Below are 15,450 nucleotides of genomic sequence, written 5' to 3'. Positions count from 1 at the left end.
GCTGGATACGACCGTGTACCACCGTGGACACGGCTGCCCGTGGCAGTCGGCCCCGGCTGTCTCGCGTTTGAGCTGTCACTGCGTGAACGCACCGCACACTGACCGCGTTCCCGAGCCCGCTCCCGGCAGACGGTACCTTCCGGCCGTGCCCCCGTCCCATGGGGGCTGCCCGGTGTGCCGGTATCGTTGCTGACGGTCGGCTGCTTCGTAGACTTCCCCGTATCGCGGGGCGCGATGCATTCGTATGAACGTACAAACGGTGACACCGTGAGTATCCATGCCGCCGCCCACGAAGGAACGCACCCCCGAGAAAGGGCCCCCACCGTGGCCGCCAAGCCCGTGGCCAAGCGCCTCGTCGTGCTGGTCTCCGGATCCGGCACCAACCTCCAGGCGCTGCTCGACGAGATCGCCGCCGTCGGTCCCGAGGCGTACGGCGCCGAGATCGTGGCCGTGGGCGCCGACCGCGAGAACATCGAGGGGCTCACGCGCGCCGAGCGCGCCGGGCTGCCGACCTTCGTGCGGAAGGTCAAGGACTACGGCAGCCGCGAGGAGTGGGACATGGCCCTCGCCGAGGCCGTCTCCGCCCACGAGCCGGACCTCGTCGTCTCCGCCGGGTTCATGAAGATCGTGGGCAAGGAGTTCCTCGCGCGCTTCGGCGGCCGGTTCGTGAACACCCACCCGGCCCTGCTGCCCAGTTTTCCCGGCGCCCACGGCGTCCGTGACGCTCTCGCGTACGGAGCCAAGGTCACGGGCTGCACCGTCCACTTCGTCGACGACGGCGTCGACACCGGGCCGATCATCGCTCAGGGCGTGGTCGAGATCCGGGACGAGGACGACGAGAGCGCTCTGCACGAGCGCATCAAGGAAGTCGAGCGAAGGCTGCTCGTCGAGGTCGTGGGGCGGCTCGCCCGCAACGGCTATCGCATTGAGGGACGAAAGGTAGTTATCCAGTGACCGCCGAGAGCAACAAGCGGGCCATTCGACGGGCGCTCGTCAGCGTCTACGACAAGACCGGTCTGGAAGACCTCGCGCGCGGCCTGCACGAGGCGGGCGTCGAACTCGTCTCCACCGGCTCCACGGCCGCGAGGATCGCCGCGGCCGGTGTCCCCGTCACCAAGGTCGAGGAGCTCACCGGCTTCCCCGAGTGCCTGGACGGCCGCGTCAAGACGCTCCACCCGCGCGTGCACGCCGGCATCCTCGCCGACCTGCGGCTGGAGGACCACCGGCGGCAGCTGGCCGAGCTGGGTGTCGAGCCGTTCGACCTCGTCGTCGTCAACCTCTACCCGTTCCGCGAGACCGTCGCGTCCGGGGCCACCCCCGACGAGTGCGTCGAGCAGATCGACATCGGCGGCCCGTCCATGGTGCGTGCCGCCGCCAAGAACCACCCCTCCGTGGCGGTCGTGACCAGCCCGTCCCGCTACCCCGACGTCCTCGCGGCCGTCCGCGACGGCGGCTTCGACCTCGCCGCCCGCAAGCGGCTCGCGGCCGAGGCGTTCCAGCACACGGCCGCCTACGACGTGGCCGTCGCGAGCTGGTTCGCCTCCTCCTACGCCCCCGTGGACGACTCGCGGTTCCCCGACTTCCTCGGCGCCACCTGGGAGCGCGAGAGCACCCTCCGCTACGGCGAGAACCCGCACCAGCCGGCCGCCCTCTACGTCGACGGCAGCGGCGGCGGCCTCGCCAAGGCCGAGCAGCTGCACGGCAAGGAGATGTCGTACAACAACTACACGGACACGGACGCCGCCCGCCGTGCCGCGTACGACCACGCCGAGCCCTGCGTCGCGATCATCAAGCACGCCAACCCCTGCGGTATCGCGATCGGCGCGGACGTCGCCGAGGCGCACCGCAAGGCGCACGCCTGCGACCCGCTGTCGGCGTTCGGCGGCGTGATCGCCGTCAACCGCCCGGTGTCCAAGGAGATGGCCGAGCAGGTCGCCGAGATCTTCACCGAGGTCATCGTGGCGCCCGACTACGAGGACGGCGCCCTGGAGGCCCTCACCAAGAAGAAGAACATCCGGGTGCTGCGCTGCCCCGAGGGCCCCGGCAACCCCGTCGAGGTCAAGCCCGTCGACGGCGGCGTCCTCCTCCAGGTCACCGACCGCCTCCAGGCAGACGGCGACGACCCCGCCAACTGGACCCTCGCCACGGGCGAGGCGCTCGGCACCGAGGAGCTCGCGGAACTGGCCTTCGCCTGGAAGGCCTGCCGGGCCGTGAAGTCCAACGCCATCCTGCTCGCCAAGGACGGCGCCTCGGTCGGCGTCGGCATGGGCCAGGTCAACCGCGTCGACTCCGCGAAGCTCGCGGTGGAGCGCGCCGGCGCCGAGCGCGCCCAGGGCTCGTACGCCGCCTCGGACGCCTTCTTCCCCTTCCCGGACGGCCTGGAGATCCTCACCGAGGCCGGCGTCAAGGCCGTGGTCCAGCCCGGCGGCTCGGTCCGCGACGAGCTGGTGGTCGAGGCCGCGAAGAAGGCGGGCGTGACGATGTACTTCACGGGCACGCGGCACTTCTTCCACTGAGCTCGCCGATCTCGCCGATCTCGCCGATCTCGTTGAGCTTGTTGAGCTCGTTTGATTCCGCTGTTCCGCTGACGGAACGACACCCTGGCGGCGCTACGTCGAACTGCGCAGCGCCGCCCAGGTGTTGGGACCCACCTGACCGTCCACTTCGAGTCCCCCGGCGCTCTGGAACTGCTTGACCGCGGACTAGGTGTCCCTGCCGAACTCGCCGTCCACGCCCGCGCCGCCGACGCTGTAGCCGCGCTTGGTGAGCGTGCACTGCACCCGGACGACGCGCCGGCCCTTGTCGCCGTAGTCGGTGAGCTCGGTGCCGGAGTAGTACGTGCACTGGGAGATCCAGGGCGGGGTGGCCGGGGTGGTGGCGGTCTTGGTGGGCGTGGCGGTCGGTGTGCTGTCGCCACTGTTGCCGCCGCTTTCGTCGCCGTCGGACGGGGCGGAGGCTTCGTCGGCGGGAGTCGCCTGCGTTCCGCCCGCTCCGCCGGCGGAGGCGCCCGGGCTCTTCGACGCCTCCGCCTTCTCCGTATCCGGCGTGGCCTTGTCCCTCCTCTTCTTCTCCTCCTTGTCACCGGAGGGCGAGGCGGAGGAACGGGGGAGGGAAGAGACCTGCGCGTCGCCGGCCGCGGCGCTGCCTGCTGCTGCTTCTACGGTGCCGAGTTGCGCTTCCGGAGGGAGCAAGCGGGGCTGACGCTGGAGCAGTTGGTCGAGGGGAGCTTCCGGGGGATCTCGTTCCTCAGCCAGATCGAGCGTGGCGAGCGGGGAATGCCGATGGACTTCGCCAAGCACGCGGACGAGCGGCTGGGGACGGACGGGTTTTTCCAACGGCGCTGTGAAGACGCGGCCAGAGCGCGGCGGGTGGGGCACGCGTGGTACTCCGCGGACGTCCCTGACATGGAGAAGCGGGCGCAGACGCTGGAGGAGTGGGCACCCAATTCTGTCCCGGGACTGCTGCAGACCGGACCGTACTTTCGTGGACTGATCCAGCACGTGGACCCGGAGGTGCCACCGGAGGTGGTCGAGAAGCGCATCGGTGCACGGTTGGCGCGTGCGGAGCTGTGGAATCAGGAGGAGCGGCCCAGCTACTGGGGGATCCTTCGCGAGTCGGTCATCCGTAGGACGCCACTTCCCCCAGAGGTGATGGCCGAGCAGCTGGAGCACATCCTCGACATCAGTCGTTCCACGCGGAGTGTTGTTCAGATCGTCCCGGAAACGACCCCGTGGCACCCGCTCGCGTTTGGCATGGCCAAGATCATGACCTTCGCCGACGCTCCGCCGCTGGTGTACACCGAGGGCGATTTCACCGGTCAGATCGTCGACTATCCGGCCCGGGTGAAGGAGTACCGTCGTAGATACGATCTGCTCAGGGCCGTCGCACTGTCACCCGAGGCGTCCCTGGCCTTGATGGACGACGTGGCGAGGACCTACAGAAATGAAGCGCAGCAAGGGGACTGAGCTGGACTCTGTGGCTTGGCGGAAGAGCAGCTACAGCAACGCCGATGGCGGTGAGTGCGTCGAGATCGCCCACAACCTCCCCGGCATCACCCCCGTCCGCGACTCCAAGAACCCCAACGGCCCCGCCCTCGTGTTCCCCGCTCACGCCTGGGGCGTATTCGTCGGGGCACTCAAGGACGGGGCCGCCCTGGACATCAGCGACAGCTGAGGGACCTGTACGCGGCGCTCCTCCAGGCGCCGTCGGCGTAGAAGCCGTACCGGCCCTTGTCGTTGCGCTTCACGGTGAACTCGTGTGCGCCGCCCTGGTACTTGAGCGTCAGCTCCCTACCGCTGGCGGTGCTGCCGGAGACGTACTTCAGCCTGCCGGGTTTGCCGGCGGTGTTGAACGTCTTCGGGTCGGCCTTGCCCGTCGTGGTGATGTTCCAGCGGGACTGGAGCTTCTTGGTGGCGACGCGCGTCTCCGACGAGAAGTTGCCGCTGATCCTCGACTCCTTCAGCAGGCCCTCGGCCCACAGGATCTTCTGCCACAGACAGGCGGCGTTGGACCGCGAATAGGCGCTGGTGGACACCGGGCCCTCGTCCCCCCAGTCGTTGTTGAAACTGCCGCCACCGCTGACGTAACCGTCGGAGACGGCCGCCGACGCCGGTGAGGCGCCCAGGGCCGGCGTGGCGCCGACAGCCGCGCTCATGACGGCAGCGGTCAGGGCCGAGGCCAGGCGGGGCCGATGCGTATGGGTGGCCATGTGGTTCTTCCCCCGTCGGACGCTCAGGTCTTCCGCATCCAGACCTCGTAGCCGGTGGCCGTCCAGTGGGTGCTGTCACCGGGCGCCTTGGAGAAGTCGTCCCTGTCGCCCTGGGGGCAGGCCTCGGGCGAGTAGTCGGTGTCCCTCTTTCCGTTGCTGCCGTACCAGTCGATGACGACCTGGGCGCAGTACCCGTCGTCGTCAAGGTCCTTGACCCAGCCCGAGGCGGACGTGGTGGTGATGGTCCCGGCCGACTGGCCCCAGGTCGTGGACCTGCTCCACGTGCCCTGGGCGGTGAAGTCGCCGCTGGCGGCCACACGGACCCAGCCCTCACCCGGAGCCGCCTGAGGCGTCGAAGGGGCGGCGAGGGCGGGGGCGGCCGAGCCGGCGAGGAGAAGCGCCGAGGTGATGGCTCCCAGGGCGGTCTTGCGTATCGAGGTCATGCGGTTCACTCCTTGGCTTCGATTCCGTCTTCCGTCGTGCTTGCCTCCTGACTGTGACGGCAACGGAATACGGCCGGAACCTAAAAGGTTTCAGGGTCGCCCCCGGACCGCCGACTCCCTCCCCCCGGCGAGCCGGCGCCCCGGCACGGTGATAGGCAGATTCCCGCCAATCCCTTGAGGGCGAAGCCGGGGGAGGGGGAAGGGGGACCGCTAGCAGTTCTTGCTGGTGACGTCCGGCCAGGTGCGGCCCGTGCCCGTGTACTCCGTGCCGTTGAAGTGCACCGGCCTGCGGTCGGCCTCCGTGGGGATGGCGGTGAGCTTGTAGCGCTGTTCGTAGTGCAGGTGTGCCCAGTTGCCGCTGTTGCTGCCGGTCGCGCCGATGCTGCCGATCCTGGTCTTCGCGGTGACCACGTCGCCCACCTGGACGTACGTGTCGTACTTTTCCTTGAGGTGGTAGTACGCCGTGTACCAGCCGGCACCGTGGTTGATGACGATGACGTTGCCGGCGCCACTGTCCCAGAAGGTGCGGGCCACCGTGCCCAGGTAGCCGGGGTACACCGCCTTGCCCGATGACCCCGTGTTGTTCTTCACCACGATGTCCACCGCCGGGCTGTGGCCGCTGTCGTAGGTGTTGATCTGCCAGTGCGTGTCGCAGGCGAACGGCATCTGGAACCTGGGCTTGGTCAGGTCCGCGACCGCGTCGGTCACCTGGTCCGTGACCGGAGCCGCCGTGGCCGTGGTGGTGGCGGTGAGCTGGAAGCCGAGTGCGAGCGCGAGGGCGCCGGCCGCGAGGGCCACGGGCGTCTCGCGGCGTCGGGTCAGGGCAGTCGTCTTCAGCGTCTTCATGTGTGTCTCCCCGTTCTCGTTCTTCTGTCGTCGTTCTTCGCGGTGGTGGGGCGGGCCGGCGCGACGGCCGGCGGCTCAGCAGGACTTCACCCACTCGTGCGAGCGGATCACCAGGCCGCCCGGATCGGGGAAGTTGATCTTCTGGAGCTCCTGGAGGCAGCCGAACGGCTCCTCCCAGTCGGCCTTGCGGAAGAGCTGGACGTCGTGGTGCGGGTCCCCGGTGTAGCCGTTGTTGAAGGCTGACCTCGGCCTGACTGTCTTCGCCCAGTCGCAGACGATGACGCCGCCGATCCAGTCGTGGTCGCGCTCGTACCAGGCGCACATCTCGCCCTGTCCGTCCGGCTTGGTGAAGAAGCAGACGTCTCCCTGGTCGCAGCGTGCGTACCCCTGGGGCGCGGGCTCGCGCAGGGCGAGGAGGCCGGCGGTGGCCAGCGACACCACCGCGACCGCCGCGAGGGAGATGAGGACGGCCGGATGCGGGCCGCGCCTCGGCTTCAGCCGGGGCAGTCGCGGGGAGCGTGCCGCTCCGGCGGCGGCCTCGACCCGGCGCAGCAGGGCCTGCGCGGTGTGCGGGGCCCGGTCGGCGTGGGTGGGGGCGAGGCAGTCGGCGACGATCTGCCGCCAGACGTCCGGGAGTTCGGGCGACAGGCGCAGCTCGTCGCGGCCCTTGGCGTAGCCCTGGACCGCTTCCCGGCGGGCTGTCGGGTTCGTCCCGGGGAACGGCAGGCTGCCGGTCAGCACCAGATGGGCGATGATGCCGAAGGCCCAGATGTCGGCGGTGGGACGGGTTTGATGGCCACGCTCGCCGACCTCGGCCCACAGCAGCTCGGGCGGGGTGTAGTCGGAGGTCGTGAACGCGGGGGAGTAGGCGTGGGTGCCGTCCAGCTCGGCGGCCAGGTTGAAGTCCGCGAGCCGGACCGAACCGTCCGCCATCAGCAGCACGTTGGCGGGCTTGAGGTCGCCGTGCACCCAGCCCGCGTGGTGGAGGTGGGCCACTCCCTCGCAGATCTGGGCGACCAGGGAGGGTCCGCCCGGGATGGCGACGGCATGGCCGGCGGACGCGCCCCTGCGGCCCCGCAGCCGGGCCGACAACTGGTCGAGCAACTGGTCGAGGGAGCCCTCGGCGCGTTCCAGTACGAGGACCGTGGCACCGTCGAGGCCGGGGCGGGCGGAGTCGTCCACGGTCAGGGCCTCGTACATCCGGATCAGGCGCGGACGCTGCAGCCGCCGCAGTAACTCGGTCTCGCGCTCCGCGAGTTCCCGCAAGTGGTGCAGTTGGCGTGGCGTTTGGGTGCCTGTGGGCAGGAACTTCAGTGCGACCTCGGACGGCATGCCCTCGGCGGGCTCGGCGCGCTGGGCGGCGTACACACTGCCGAAGCCCCCGGACGCGATGGGTTCGCGCACCTCCCAGGCGCCGACGCGGTAACCCCGCGGGACCTCCACGGCGTGGGCCGACGATTCGCCGCTCATCGGACGAGGCTCCTGTCCCCGTTCAGCAGGGCCAGGTCCTCCTCGCGTACGAGGTCGAAGCGCAGGGCCAGGGATACCAGGCGCTCCTTCTTGCCGTTGAGACGGGGGCCGCCGCCCGGCGTCGAGTCCGGAGCGGGTTTGAGGCGCAGCTTGACCGCCAGGTAGTCGATGTTCCACGCCACCGACGCGCGGGAGACCGACGGCCACAGTGGGCGCAGCCGCTCGACCAGTTCCTCGGCGGTGGGCAGCGGGGCGTGCGGCTCGCCGCGCAGGCGCCCGGCGCACAGGGCGACCAGGACCTGGAAGTACCGCTTGCCGCGGTCGAGTGGGAAGGCGCACGTCGTGGCCGCCCCGTCCCGCGGGCCGGGGCGGTCCAGGAAGTCGTGGCGCGGGGCCCAGACATCGAAGCTCAGCAGGTCGCTGCCGGCGGGCAGGACCACGCGGGCGAACTCGAACGGCACCGGGGCGTCGAGCCGGCCCGGCGCGACCTTGATGTGCTCACCGGCGCCCTCCGGGTTCTCGACCACGTACGTCTGAGCGCTGCTCAGGTTGCTGAGCCGCCAGTAGGCGCCCACTGCGGTGATCTCTCCGGCCGTACGGGAGACGCCCTCGTGGGCGATGGTCAGGTGCGGTCCGTGCGGTGGTGCCACTCGGCCGAACGGCAAGGAGTCGCCCGGTTCCAGGTGAAGGTGATCGTCCGGGCACGCGCTGTGCATGGGCACGACGATGATGCTGTGCATGACTGCTTCCTCCCCCGACAGAAACTGGGGTCAGGGTAGGAAGGGAAGGCGCGAGCATCCCAAGAGCATGTAAAACGGCGTGTCGTGTGCAAAATGTGCGAGGTTATGCGATAAGGGCGAGCGGCCTCCGGCCCTCCCCCGAGGGAGCCGGAGGCCGCGACCACGCACCCGGCGCCGGTCAGCAGGTGCGCAGTCCCGGGACGGCCCCGTAGTTCACGCCCCCGGAGACCTTGTTGGCCGGGAACCAGCCCCAGCCGCCGTTGCTGACGTTCGTGTCGGCCTGGGTCCACAGCCACCAGTCGTTGCGGGCGTCGCCGACCGGCGGGTTCTCCTGGCCGGGGAACTTCTTCTGGCAGACGAACCAGTTGTCGCCCGCGTTGAGCCAGCCCGCGACGGCGCCGTTGAACATCACGTTGCCGCCCTGGTAGTTGTGGCAGTAGCGGGAGTTGTTCGGCCCGCTGCCCCAGCAGCCGTCGGGTGCCGCGGAGGCTGCCGTCGGAGTCAGGGCGACGGCGCCCGTGGCGAGTACGGCCGCCGAGCCGAGCGTGGCGAGCATGCGCTTCATGGTCGGTGTCCTTCCGGTTGTGCCACCCCCGTTGGTGGACACGGACCACGATGGCCCCGGCCCGCGACGGGCGGTACCTCGTACCTCTCAGGGTCACTTCTTCCCGGGCGGCGTGTACTCCTTGAGCCAGTGGGCGACGCGGTCGGCGTAGTCGCGGTACTTCGGGGGAACGCCGCCCGCGCCGTTCACGACCTTGGTCGAAGTGCGGTAGGCGGTCGCGAGCAGCACCCGGCGGTCGCCGGACAGACCGGTCCGGTCGAGGCGCGGTTCCATGAAGCACAGGTAGCGGCCCACGGCCGGGATGGACTCGGCGGGGGACAGGGGCGGCCTGGGGGTCTCGCGTGCGGGGACGCCGTCGGCGCGGATCCACCAGCGCAGCAGGCTCGGCGTCCAGCGGGCGATGCCGTACTCGCCCTCACGCCCTGCGTCCGGGTCGGACAGGTCGGGGTCGAAGCCGCTCTCCGCCTTCAGCAGGGCGGCGATCAGGGCGGGGGTGACCTCCGGCTGGACGCAGTCGTGGGCGGAGTCGACGATCAGGCGGCGGTAGGCCACCGGGACCCCCTTGTCCGTACGGAGTTCGGAGGCGCCGTAGGTCGCGGCCGTGACCTTCGGGCCGGCGCCGCCGGGCGCCCCGCCCGCTTCCGGCCCGCCGTCCGCCCAGGTGCCGACGCCGTAGCCGAGGGCGGAGACGGCCACCACGGCGGTCGCGGCGGCCAGCATCGCCGTACCGCTCGGGCGGCGGCGGGGCAGCAGCGCCCGGGGCAGGCGGGGGGAGCGGCCGGTGCCGGCCGCGGCCTCGACCCGGCGCAGCAGGTCCTGGGTGCCGATCCGGTCGGCGTGCGTACGGGTCAGGCAGTCCCGCACGATCTCCCGCCAGACGTCCGGGAGTTCGGGGGAGAGCCGCAGCTCGTCGGTGCCGCGGGCATAGGCGGCGGCCGCGTCGCGACGGGCCGTCGCAGTGGCGCCGGGCAGGGGGAAGGAGTCGGTCAGGAGCAGGTGGGCCAGAACACCGAAGGCCCAGACGTCCGCCGAGGGACGGATACGGCGGCCCCGCTCGCCGATCTCCGACCAGAGCAGCTCCGGGGGCGTGTAGTCGGGCGTCGAGAAGGCGGGCGTGTAGGCGTGGGTGCCCTCCAGCTCGGCCGCCATGTTGAAGTCGGCGAGCCGTGCCGAGCCGTCCCGCATCAGCAGCACGTTGGCCGGTTTCAGATCTCCGTGCACCCAGCCGGCGTGGTGCAGTTGCGCCAGCCCCTCGCAGATCTGCGCGAGCAGTGCGGGGCCGGCGGCCGGACGCGGCTCGGCCGTGAGCAGCGCCGACAGGGAGCCCTCCGCCTTCTCCAGTACGAGGACGGTGGCGCCGTCGAGGGCGGGGCGGGCCGGGTCGTCGACGGTGAGGGTGCCGTACATCCGGATCAGCCGGGGCTGCCGGAGCCGACGGTGCAACTCGACCTCGCGGTCCACGAGTTCGCGCAGGTGGGTGAGTTGGCGGGGGGTGCCGGTGCCGGTGGGCAGGAACTTCAGCGCCACCGTCCTCGGGAGCGCCTCGGCGAGGTCCTCGTCGGCGGCGACACGCCTCGCCTCGTACACGCTCCCGAACGCCCCGGTGGCGATGGGCTCCCGCACCTCCCAGACGCCCACCCGGTACCCCTTGGGCACCGGCACGGCGTACGGCTCGGTCACCGGTCCGCCCGGCCGGACGCGCGGGCGGGCGAAGTCGTCCGCAGGGGCTCCCTCAGCACGACGAGGTCGTCCTCGCGCACCAGATCGAACCGGAGCGCCAGCGAGACCAGCGACTCCTTCTTGCCGTTCAGACGCGGACCCGTGTCCGCCGTGTCCGGGCCGGGCTTGAGCCGCAGCTTCACGGCGAGGTAGTCGATGTTCCACTGGACCGAGGTGCGGGACGCGGCGGGCCAGTTGGGGCGCAGGCGGTCCACCACCTGGTCGACCGTGGGCAGCGGCGCGTGCGGTTCGCCGCGCAGGCGGGGTTCGCACAGGGCGGCCAGGACCGCGAAGTAGCGCTTGGTGCGGTCGACCGAGAAGGCGGGGGCGGTGGTCGCGCCGTCCAGACCGCCCTCGGAGCCGATGTAGTCGTGGCGCGGCGCCCACACCTCGATCGGCAGCAGATCACCGGCAGCCGGCAGCACGATCCGCGAGAACTCGAAGGGGATCGGTGCGTCGAGGCGCCCCGGCCCGACCTTGATGTGCTCGCCGGCGCCCTCCGGGTTCTCCACGACGTAGGTCTGTTCGCGGCTGAGGTTGCTCAGTATCCAGAACGCGCCGTGCGCGGTGATCTCCCCGGCCCTGCGCGAGACCCCGTCGTGCGCGATCGTGAGGTCGTTGCCGGAAGCGGAGCGCCCGAAGCCGAGCCGCTCGCCGGGCGCCAGCCGGATCTGGGTGCGGTGGTTGTCGTCCTCCGTGGTCGGCGGAGGTACCACGATGATGCTGTACAAGGTGCGTCTCCCCGTGCCTGACGGCTATGCCGTCAGAGTAGGGCGACGCAGCGGGGCCGTGTCCCCCTCGAACGGGTGAGACACGGCCCCGGCGGCTGTTTGGCGCGAACTGCGCCCCCGCGCAAGGGTTTCGGAGGGCCCGGCGAGGAGCCCTGGGCGGCCTCAGAAACGCGGGCGCTTGAACCACTCGGCGCTGGCGCGCTTCGCGGAGAAGACGATCAGCAGGATCGCGGCGATGATGATGAGCAGTCCGAGCCCGTAGGCGGCGAGCATGAATATGCCTGTGATGACGGCGAACGAGCCGTAGACGATGGAGCACACGCGGACGGCGTTGCCGCCCTTGGCGTACTGCAGCAGCAGCACGACGCCGAGGATCGCGAACACCGTGGCGAGCCCGACCAGGAAGACGACGAAGCCCTTGCCCACGTCGGCGATACGTTCCGCCTCCGTGTCACCGCTGATGCCCGCGTCAGCCATCTCCTGGTCCCACCGGGAGAGAACCCAGATGTACCCACCCGCGACGATCACGTGGGCGAGCGCGACCAGGCCCAGCATGATCCGGGCGGCCTTGGCGCTGCCGGGCATCTCGACCGGACCGGCCGGCGGGTGGCCACCGTAGGGCTGCACCGGCGGAGCGGACGGGTAGGCGCCGTACGGCTGCTGCGGCGGGACCGAGGGCGGGCCCTGCTGCGGATAGCCGTAGCCGGGCTGCGGGGGCTGCTGCGGTGGATTCCCGTAGGGGTTGTTCGAGTCGCCGAAACTCATCGTGGTCTTTCCTCCGTTCACGTTCTTGCGTGGGGACGCGTGACACGGTTCGGAGGAAGGCTGTGCGTCTGCGGTTCGTCCCCCCGGTGCTGCCCGCGGCACTGCGGAACTCATCGTTCTTCAGGGCCTCGTGGTTGTCCAGCGGCATTTCGTCCGCGGGCGGAGCGGATCCGGCGTAAAAGACGAACCGGGCTGTCTCCCTCCTTTCGACAGGAGGGAGACAGCCCGGCCGGGGTGCGTCCCGGTGATGCCCGCGGGCACCGTCAGTTCTGCACGACCATGGTGCTCGCGGCCTTGTCGTGCCATCCCTGCTGGCGACCCGACTTGTCCCAGAACGGGGACAGGTAGACGAGGAGCTGGCCGATACCGCAGGCCAGGCTGCCCACGATCGGGATGATCCAGCGGATGAACGAGGAGCCCAGGCCGGGCTTCTGGCCGGTGTCGACCTTCACGACCCGCAGGCCGACGGCCATCTTGCCGAGAGTGGCACCCACCAGACCGACCATCAGCCACTCGTACAGCAGGCCGATGAGCGCGAGGACACCGACCACGGCGCCGATCGAGGCCACGATGTTGGTGCTGGCGTCGTTGATGCAGGTGTTGTAGTCGGCGGCATACGGGTCGCAGTCCTGCGCCGCGCTGAAGGAACCGGCGACACCGATGGCGGCGAGGACGAAGTAGATGATGCCGAAGGCCACGCCGTCGATCAGCCGGGCACCGAAGCGGCGGCCCATGGAGGCGACACGGGGCGTGCCCGGACCACCGGGGTAACCCGGCTGCTGCGGGTAGCCGTAACCCTGCGGCGGCACGCCCTGCGGCGCCTGCGGGTAGCCGTAACCCGGCTGCTGCGGGTAACCGGGCTGCCCCTGCTGGGGGTACCCGTAGCCCTGCTGCGGGTTCTGTGGCTGACCGTAAGGTTGGTTGGGCGAGCCGAAACTCATGGCCGGAATCCTCCGTTGCAAATGCGGGGACGGTGCGGCATTACACGGAGGAACGTCATAGTTTGAGCGGTTTGCCCCCCGAGTGCGATCCGCGAAACTGCGCCGCTCATCGTTCTAGGTACGGTGCGATTTTGTCCAGTCTGCGGCGGAAGCTGTTGTGCAGATGCAATCTTCGGATTCCCGCCGCGTGCGATACGAACCACTGTCCGGGCCCGATTGGAACCGGGTGGGCGTCATCCGGGAGGATGGGACCATGACCGCCCAGATTCTCGATGGCAAGGCCACCGCAGCCGCGATCAAGTCCGATCTGACCGCCCGCGTGGCGGCGCTGAAGGAGAAGGGCGTCACGCCCGGCCTCGGCACGATCCTGGTCGGGGACGACCCCGGCAGCCAGAAGTACGTCGCGGGCAAGCACCGCGACTGCGCCCAGGTGGGCATCGCCTCCATCCAGCGCGAACTGCCGGCCACCGCGACCCAGGAGGAGATCGAGGCAGCCGTCCGTGAGCTGAACGAGGACCCCGCCTGCACCGGTTACATCGTCCAGCTGCCGCTGCCCAAGGGCATCGACGAGAACCGCATCCTCGAACTGATGGACCCGGACAAGGACGCGGACGGCCTGCACCCGATGAACCTCGGCCGCCTGGTCCTGAACGAGCCCGCCCCGCTGCCCTGCACCCCCAACGGCGTGCTGACCCTGCTGCGCCGGTACGGCGTCGAGATCAAGGGCGCCGAGGTCGTGGTCGTCGGCCGCGGTGTGACCATCGGCCGCCCGATGCCGCTGCTGCTGACCCGGCGCAGCGAGAACGCGACGGTGACCCAGTGCCACACCGGCACCCGTGACCTGTCCGCCCACCTCAAGCGCGCGGACATCATCGTCGCCGCCGCCGGATCGGCCCACCTGATCCGCCCGGAGGACGTGAAGCCGGGCGCCGCCGTCCTCGACGTCGGGGTCTCGCGCAGCGCCGAGGGCAAGATCGTCGGTGACGTCCACCCCGGTGTCGCGGAGGTGGCCGGCTGGATCTCCCCGAACCCCGGCGGCGTGGGCCCGATGACCCGGGCGCAGCTGCTGGTCAACGTGGTCGAGGCGGCGGAGCGCGGTGTCGGCTGAGGGGCGCGCCGACAGCGCGGAGGAGATCGAGGTCCGGGATCCGGTGAGCGCGCCGGACGCGGACGGTGTGCCCCGCCGGGTCACCCGCCGCTTCCCGCTGTTCACCCGGGACACGGCACGCCCCGAGGGCGGTGGCCGCGCCGCGCCGAGTGACGCGCCGGCGCCTGCCCGGCAGTGGCCCGTCCTCCTGGTCCTCGGCCTGGTCGGGGTCGGACTGATGATCACCGCGCTCGACGTCTTCCGGGCCGGCACGCTGGTGATCGGCGCCGCCCTGCTGACCGGCGCGGTGCTGCGCTGGCTGCTGCCGAGCGTCGGCATGCTCGCCGTGCGCTCGCGCTTCACGGACATCGTGACGTACGGCGTGCTGGGCCTGGTGATCGTGCTGCTGGCGTTGATGGCGCAGCCGGACCCGCTGCTGAAGGTCCCGTTCCTCAAGGACGCGCTGCACTTCACGGTCGAGAACTGAAGCACCCGCCCGCGACGGCGGCCCGTTCTCCCCTCCGGGCGAGGACGGGCCGCCGTCGGCGCTTCCACCGCCGGGCCGCCGGGAACCAAGGCGCCGCTCCGTGTCGTCACCCGATCGGGTCTGGTTCGGAGGTGAGTGATGAGTGCCTGGCAGCCGCTGCCCGACGGTCTGCCGCCCGAGGTGCGGCATTTCGTGGAGCAGTTGCGGCAGCTCAAGGACCGTACGGGACTGAGTCTGGTCGCGCTGGGCGCGCGTACCGCGTACAGCAAGTCCTCCTGGCAGCGCTACCTCAACGCCACGCAGCCCCCGCCCCGTCAGGCGGTCGCCGCGCTGTGCCGGGTGGCGGGGGTCGAGAGGGTCGAGGCGGAACGCTTCGGGGTGCGGTGGGAACTGGCGGTGCGGGCGTGGCCGAAGGCGGCGACGGTGCCGGCGAAGCCGGAGGGCGACCGGCACGACCGAGGGGACCGGCAGGACCGGTACGACCGAGGGGACCGGCAGGAGCGGCAGGACCGGCAGGACCGGGGTGAACAGCCCGAGCGTCCGCAGCAGCGCCCGGGGCACGAGCAGTACGAGGGGACCGAGGGGACCGAGAGGTACGAGGAGTACGAGGAGTACGAGGAGTACGAGGAGTACGAGGACGAGCCCACGCTTCCCTGGTGGGACGCGCCGCCGCAGGAGCCGCGGCCGCCGTCCCGGCGGTTGCTGGTAGTGGCTCTCGCGCTCGTCGTCGCTCTGGTGCTGACGGCGGCGATCGGGGTCCTGGCACTGGGCTGAGCCCGGTGAGGCAGTCGTGTCTGACTTACCCGGATGCGTCACAAGTGACGCGAGCGATCATTTATGTGCGTTCCGTGTGTCGATGTGTTGACAAATTCGCGCATCTGCGAGGAAGTCGTTCGACAAGCGGGCTAGCGTGGTCGTTCGGGACGGTCCGGGGCGTCCCGCGTTTCC

18 protein-coding genes and 1 pseudogene are annotated in these 15,450 nt (G+C 70.6%); 7 read left to right on the top strand and 12 right to left on the bottom strand.

The window, feature by feature from the left end; genetic code table 11:
- Window positions 1-324: 324 nt before the first annotated feature.
- Window positions 325-954, top strand: a complete 630-nt coding sequence (gene purN / locus ACFYNL_RS31620) for a phosphoribosylglycinamide formyltransferase (RefSeq protein ID WP_388810096.1) — start codon at window positions 325-327, stop codon at window positions 952-954.
- Window positions 951-2,516, top strand: coding sequence for a bifunctional phosphoribosylaminoimidazolecarboxamide formyltransferase/IMP cyclohydrolase (gene purH / locus ACFYNL_RS31615; protein ID WP_388809407.1), 1,566 nt, complete (start codon window positions 951-953; stop codon window positions 2,514-2,516). The genes purN and purH overlap by 4 nt, the downstream gene beginning before the upstream one ends.
- A gap of 93 nt (window positions 2,517-2,609) precedes the next feature.
- Here purH and ACFYNL_RS31610 read toward each other — a convergent pair.
- Window positions 2,610-2,690 (bottom strand): annotated as a pseudogene (locus ACFYNL_RS31610) (peptidoglycan-binding protein); the annotation flags it as partial.
- A 12-nt stretch (window positions 2,691-2,702) separates the two neighbouring features.
- Window positions 2,703-3,191, bottom strand: coding sequence for a hypothetical protein (locus ACFYNL_RS31605; RefSeq protein ID WP_388809405.1), 489 nt, complete (start codon window positions 3,189-3,191; stop codon window positions 2,703-2,705).
- On the opposite strand from ACFYNL_RS31605, the gene ACFYNL_RS31600 reads away from it, so the two are divergent.
- Both ACFYNL_RS31600 and ACFYNL_RS31595 read left to right on the top strand, forming a co-directional pair.
- Window positions 3,171-3,965, top strand: coding sequence for a helix-turn-helix domain-containing protein (locus tag ACFYNL_RS31600; RefSeq protein ID WP_388809403.1), 795 nt, complete (start codon window positions 3,171-3,173; stop codon window positions 3,963-3,965). The genes ACFYNL_RS31605 and ACFYNL_RS31600 overlap by 21 nt on opposite strands.
- Window positions 3,943-4,173 (top strand): DUF397 domain-containing protein, encoded by a 231-nt coding sequence (locus ACFYNL_RS31595; protein WP_388809401.1) that lies wholly within the window; start codon window positions 3,943-3,945, stop codon window positions 4,171-4,173. Before ACFYNL_RS31600 ends, ACFYNL_RS31595 begins: the two co-directional genes overlap by 23 nt.
- Here ACFYNL_RS31595 and ACFYNL_RS31590 read toward each other — a convergent pair.
- From ACFYNL_RS31590 to ACFYNL_RS31545, 10 genes are all read right to left on the bottom strand, one after another.
- Entirely contained in the window at window positions 4,160-4,708 is a 549-nt protein-coding gene (locus tag ACFYNL_RS31590; protein ID WP_388809398.1) for a peptidoglycan-binding domain-containing protein, read from the bottom strand. The two genes, ACFYNL_RS31595 and ACFYNL_RS31590, sit on opposite strands and share 14 nt — an antisense overlap.
- Before the next feature lie 23 nt (window positions 4,709-4,731).
- The gene (locus tag ACFYNL_RS31585) at window positions 4,732-5,151 is read right to left on the bottom strand and encodes a hypothetical protein (protein ID WP_388809396.1); all 420 of its coding nucleotides are present in this window, start codon (window positions 5,149-5,151) and stop codon (window positions 4,732-4,734) included.
- A gap of 210 nt (window positions 5,152-5,361) precedes the next feature.
- Window positions 5,362-5,997, bottom strand: a complete 636-nt coding sequence (locus tag ACFYNL_RS31580; RefSeq protein WP_388809393.1) for a M23 family metallopeptidase — start codon at window positions 5,995-5,997, stop codon at window positions 5,362-5,364.
- Window positions 5,998-6,072: 75 nt separating this feature from the next.
- Window positions 6,073-7,467, bottom strand: a complete 1,395-nt coding sequence (locus ACFYNL_RS31575; RefSeq protein ID WP_388809390.1) for a protein kinase — start codon at window positions 7,465-7,467, stop codon at window positions 6,073-6,075.
- The gene (locus tag ACFYNL_RS31570; RefSeq protein ID WP_388809387.1) at window positions 7,464-8,207 is read right to left on the bottom strand and encodes an FHA domain-containing protein; all 744 of its coding nucleotides are present in this window, start codon (window positions 8,205-8,207) and stop codon (window positions 7,464-7,466) included. The genes ACFYNL_RS31575 and ACFYNL_RS31570 overlap by 4 nt, the downstream gene beginning before the upstream one ends.
- A gap of 178 nt (window positions 8,208-8,385) precedes the next feature.
- Entirely contained in the window at window positions 8,386-8,772 is a 387-nt protein-coding gene (locus ACFYNL_RS31565; RefSeq protein WP_388809385.1) for a hypothetical protein, read from the bottom strand.
- 93 nt (window positions 8,773-8,865) lie between these two features.
- The gene (locus ACFYNL_RS31560) at window positions 8,866-10,452 is read right to left on the bottom strand and encodes a protein kinase (RefSeq protein ID WP_388809383.1); all 1,587 of its coding nucleotides are present in this window, start codon (window positions 10,450-10,452) and stop codon (window positions 8,866-8,868) included.
- A complete protein-coding gene (locus tag ACFYNL_RS31555; RefSeq protein ID WP_388809381.1) occupies window positions 10,449-11,222 on the bottom strand; it encodes an FHA domain-containing protein in 774 nt (257 codons plus the stop codon). Before ACFYNL_RS31555 ends, ACFYNL_RS31560 begins: the two co-directional genes overlap by 4 nt.
- 162 nt (window positions 11,223-11,384) lie before the next feature.
- Window positions 11,385-11,987 (bottom strand): hypothetical protein, encoded by a 603-nt coding sequence (locus ACFYNL_RS31550; protein WP_388809378.1) that lies wholly within the window; start codon window positions 11,985-11,987, stop codon window positions 11,385-11,387.
- 263 nt (window positions 11,988-12,250) lie between these two features.
- Window positions 12,251-12,928 (bottom strand): RDD family protein, encoded by a 678-nt coding sequence (locus ACFYNL_RS31545; RefSeq protein ID WP_388809376.1) that lies wholly within the window; start codon window positions 12,926-12,928, stop codon window positions 12,251-12,253.
- 253 nt (window positions 12,929-13,181) lie between these two features.
- Here ACFYNL_RS31545 and ACFYNL_RS31540 point away from each other — a divergent pair, with 253 nt between their 5' ends.
- From ACFYNL_RS31540 to ACFYNL_RS31530, 3 genes are all read left to right on the top strand, one after another.
- Window positions 13,182-14,036, top strand: a complete 855-nt coding sequence (locus ACFYNL_RS31540) for a bifunctional methylenetetrahydrofolate dehydrogenase/methenyltetrahydrofolate cyclohydrolase (protein ID WP_388809373.1) — start codon at window positions 13,182-13,184, stop codon at window positions 14,034-14,036.
- Window positions 14,026-14,502 (top strand): DUF3017 domain-containing protein, encoded by a 477-nt coding sequence (locus tag ACFYNL_RS31535; RefSeq protein ID WP_388809370.1) that lies wholly within the window; start codon window positions 14,026-14,028, stop codon window positions 14,500-14,502. The genes ACFYNL_RS31540 and ACFYNL_RS31535 overlap by 11 nt, the downstream gene beginning before the upstream one ends.
- A gap of 138 nt (window positions 14,503-14,640) precedes the next feature.
- Window positions 14,641-15,276, top strand: a complete 636-nt coding sequence (locus ACFYNL_RS31530; protein ID WP_388809367.1) for a helix-turn-helix domain-containing protein — start codon at window positions 14,641-14,643, stop codon at window positions 15,274-15,276.
- The last annotated feature ends 174 nt before the right edge of the window (window positions 15,277-15,450 follow it).

This window comes from Streptomyces sp. NPDC007808, assembly GCF_042868655.1.
Taxonomy (GTDB): domain Bacteria; phylum Actinomycetota; class Actinomycetes; order Streptomycetales; family Streptomycetaceae; genus Streptomyces.
Note: the sequence above shows the minus strand (reverse complement) of the source record. Positions and strands in the feature narration are given on the sequence as shown.

What these genes read in the sequence shown, in the direction of transcription:
- ACFYNL_RS31595 (WP_388809401.1), top strand. Translation starts at nt 3,943, where the DNA reads ATGAAGCGCAGCAAGGGGACTGAGCTGGACTCTGTGGCTTGGCGGAAG.
- ACFYNL_RS31590 (WP_388809398.1), bottom strand. Translation starts at nt 4,708, where the DNA reads ATGGCCACCCATACGCATCGGCCCCGCCTGGCCTCGGCCCTGACCGCT.
- ACFYNL_RS31585 (WP_388809396.1), bottom strand. Translation starts at nt 5,151, where the DNA reads ATGACCTCGATACGCAAGACCGCCCTGGGAGCCATCACCTCGGCGCTT.
- ACFYNL_RS31580 (WP_388809393.1), bottom strand. Translation starts at nt 5,997, where the DNA reads ATGAAGACGCTGAAGACGACTGCCCTGACCCGACGCCGCGAGACGCCC.
- ACFYNL_RS31575 (WP_388809390.1), bottom strand. Translation starts at nt 7,467, where the DNA reads ATGAGCGGCGAATCGTCGGCCCACGCCGTGGAGGTCCCGCGGGGTTAC.
- ACFYNL_RS31570 (WP_388809387.1), bottom strand. Translation starts at nt 8,207, where the DNA reads ATGCACAGCATCATCGTCGTGCCCATGCACAGCGCGTGCCCGGACGAT.
- ACFYNL_RS31565 (WP_388809385.1), bottom strand. Translation starts at nt 8,772, where the DNA reads ATGAAGCGCATGCTCGCCACGCTCGGCTCGGCGGCCGTACTCGCCACG.
- ACFYNL_RS31550 (WP_388809378.1), bottom strand. Translation starts at nt 11,987, where the DNA reads ATGAGTTTCGGCGACTCGAACAACCCCTACGGGAATCCACCGCAGCAG.
- ACFYNL_RS31545 (WP_388809376.1), bottom strand. Translation starts at nt 12,928, where the DNA reads ATGAGTTTCGGCTCGCCCAACCAACCTTACGGTCAGCCACAGAACCCG.
- ACFYNL_RS31540 (WP_388809373.1), top strand. Translation starts at nt 13,182, where the DNA reads ATGACCGCCCAGATTCTCGATGGCAAGGCCACCGCAGCCGCGATCAAG.
- ACFYNL_RS31530 (WP_388809367.1), top strand. Translation starts at nt 14,641, where the DNA reads ATGAGTGCCTGGCAGCCGCTGCCCGACGGTCTGCCGCCCGAGGTGCGG.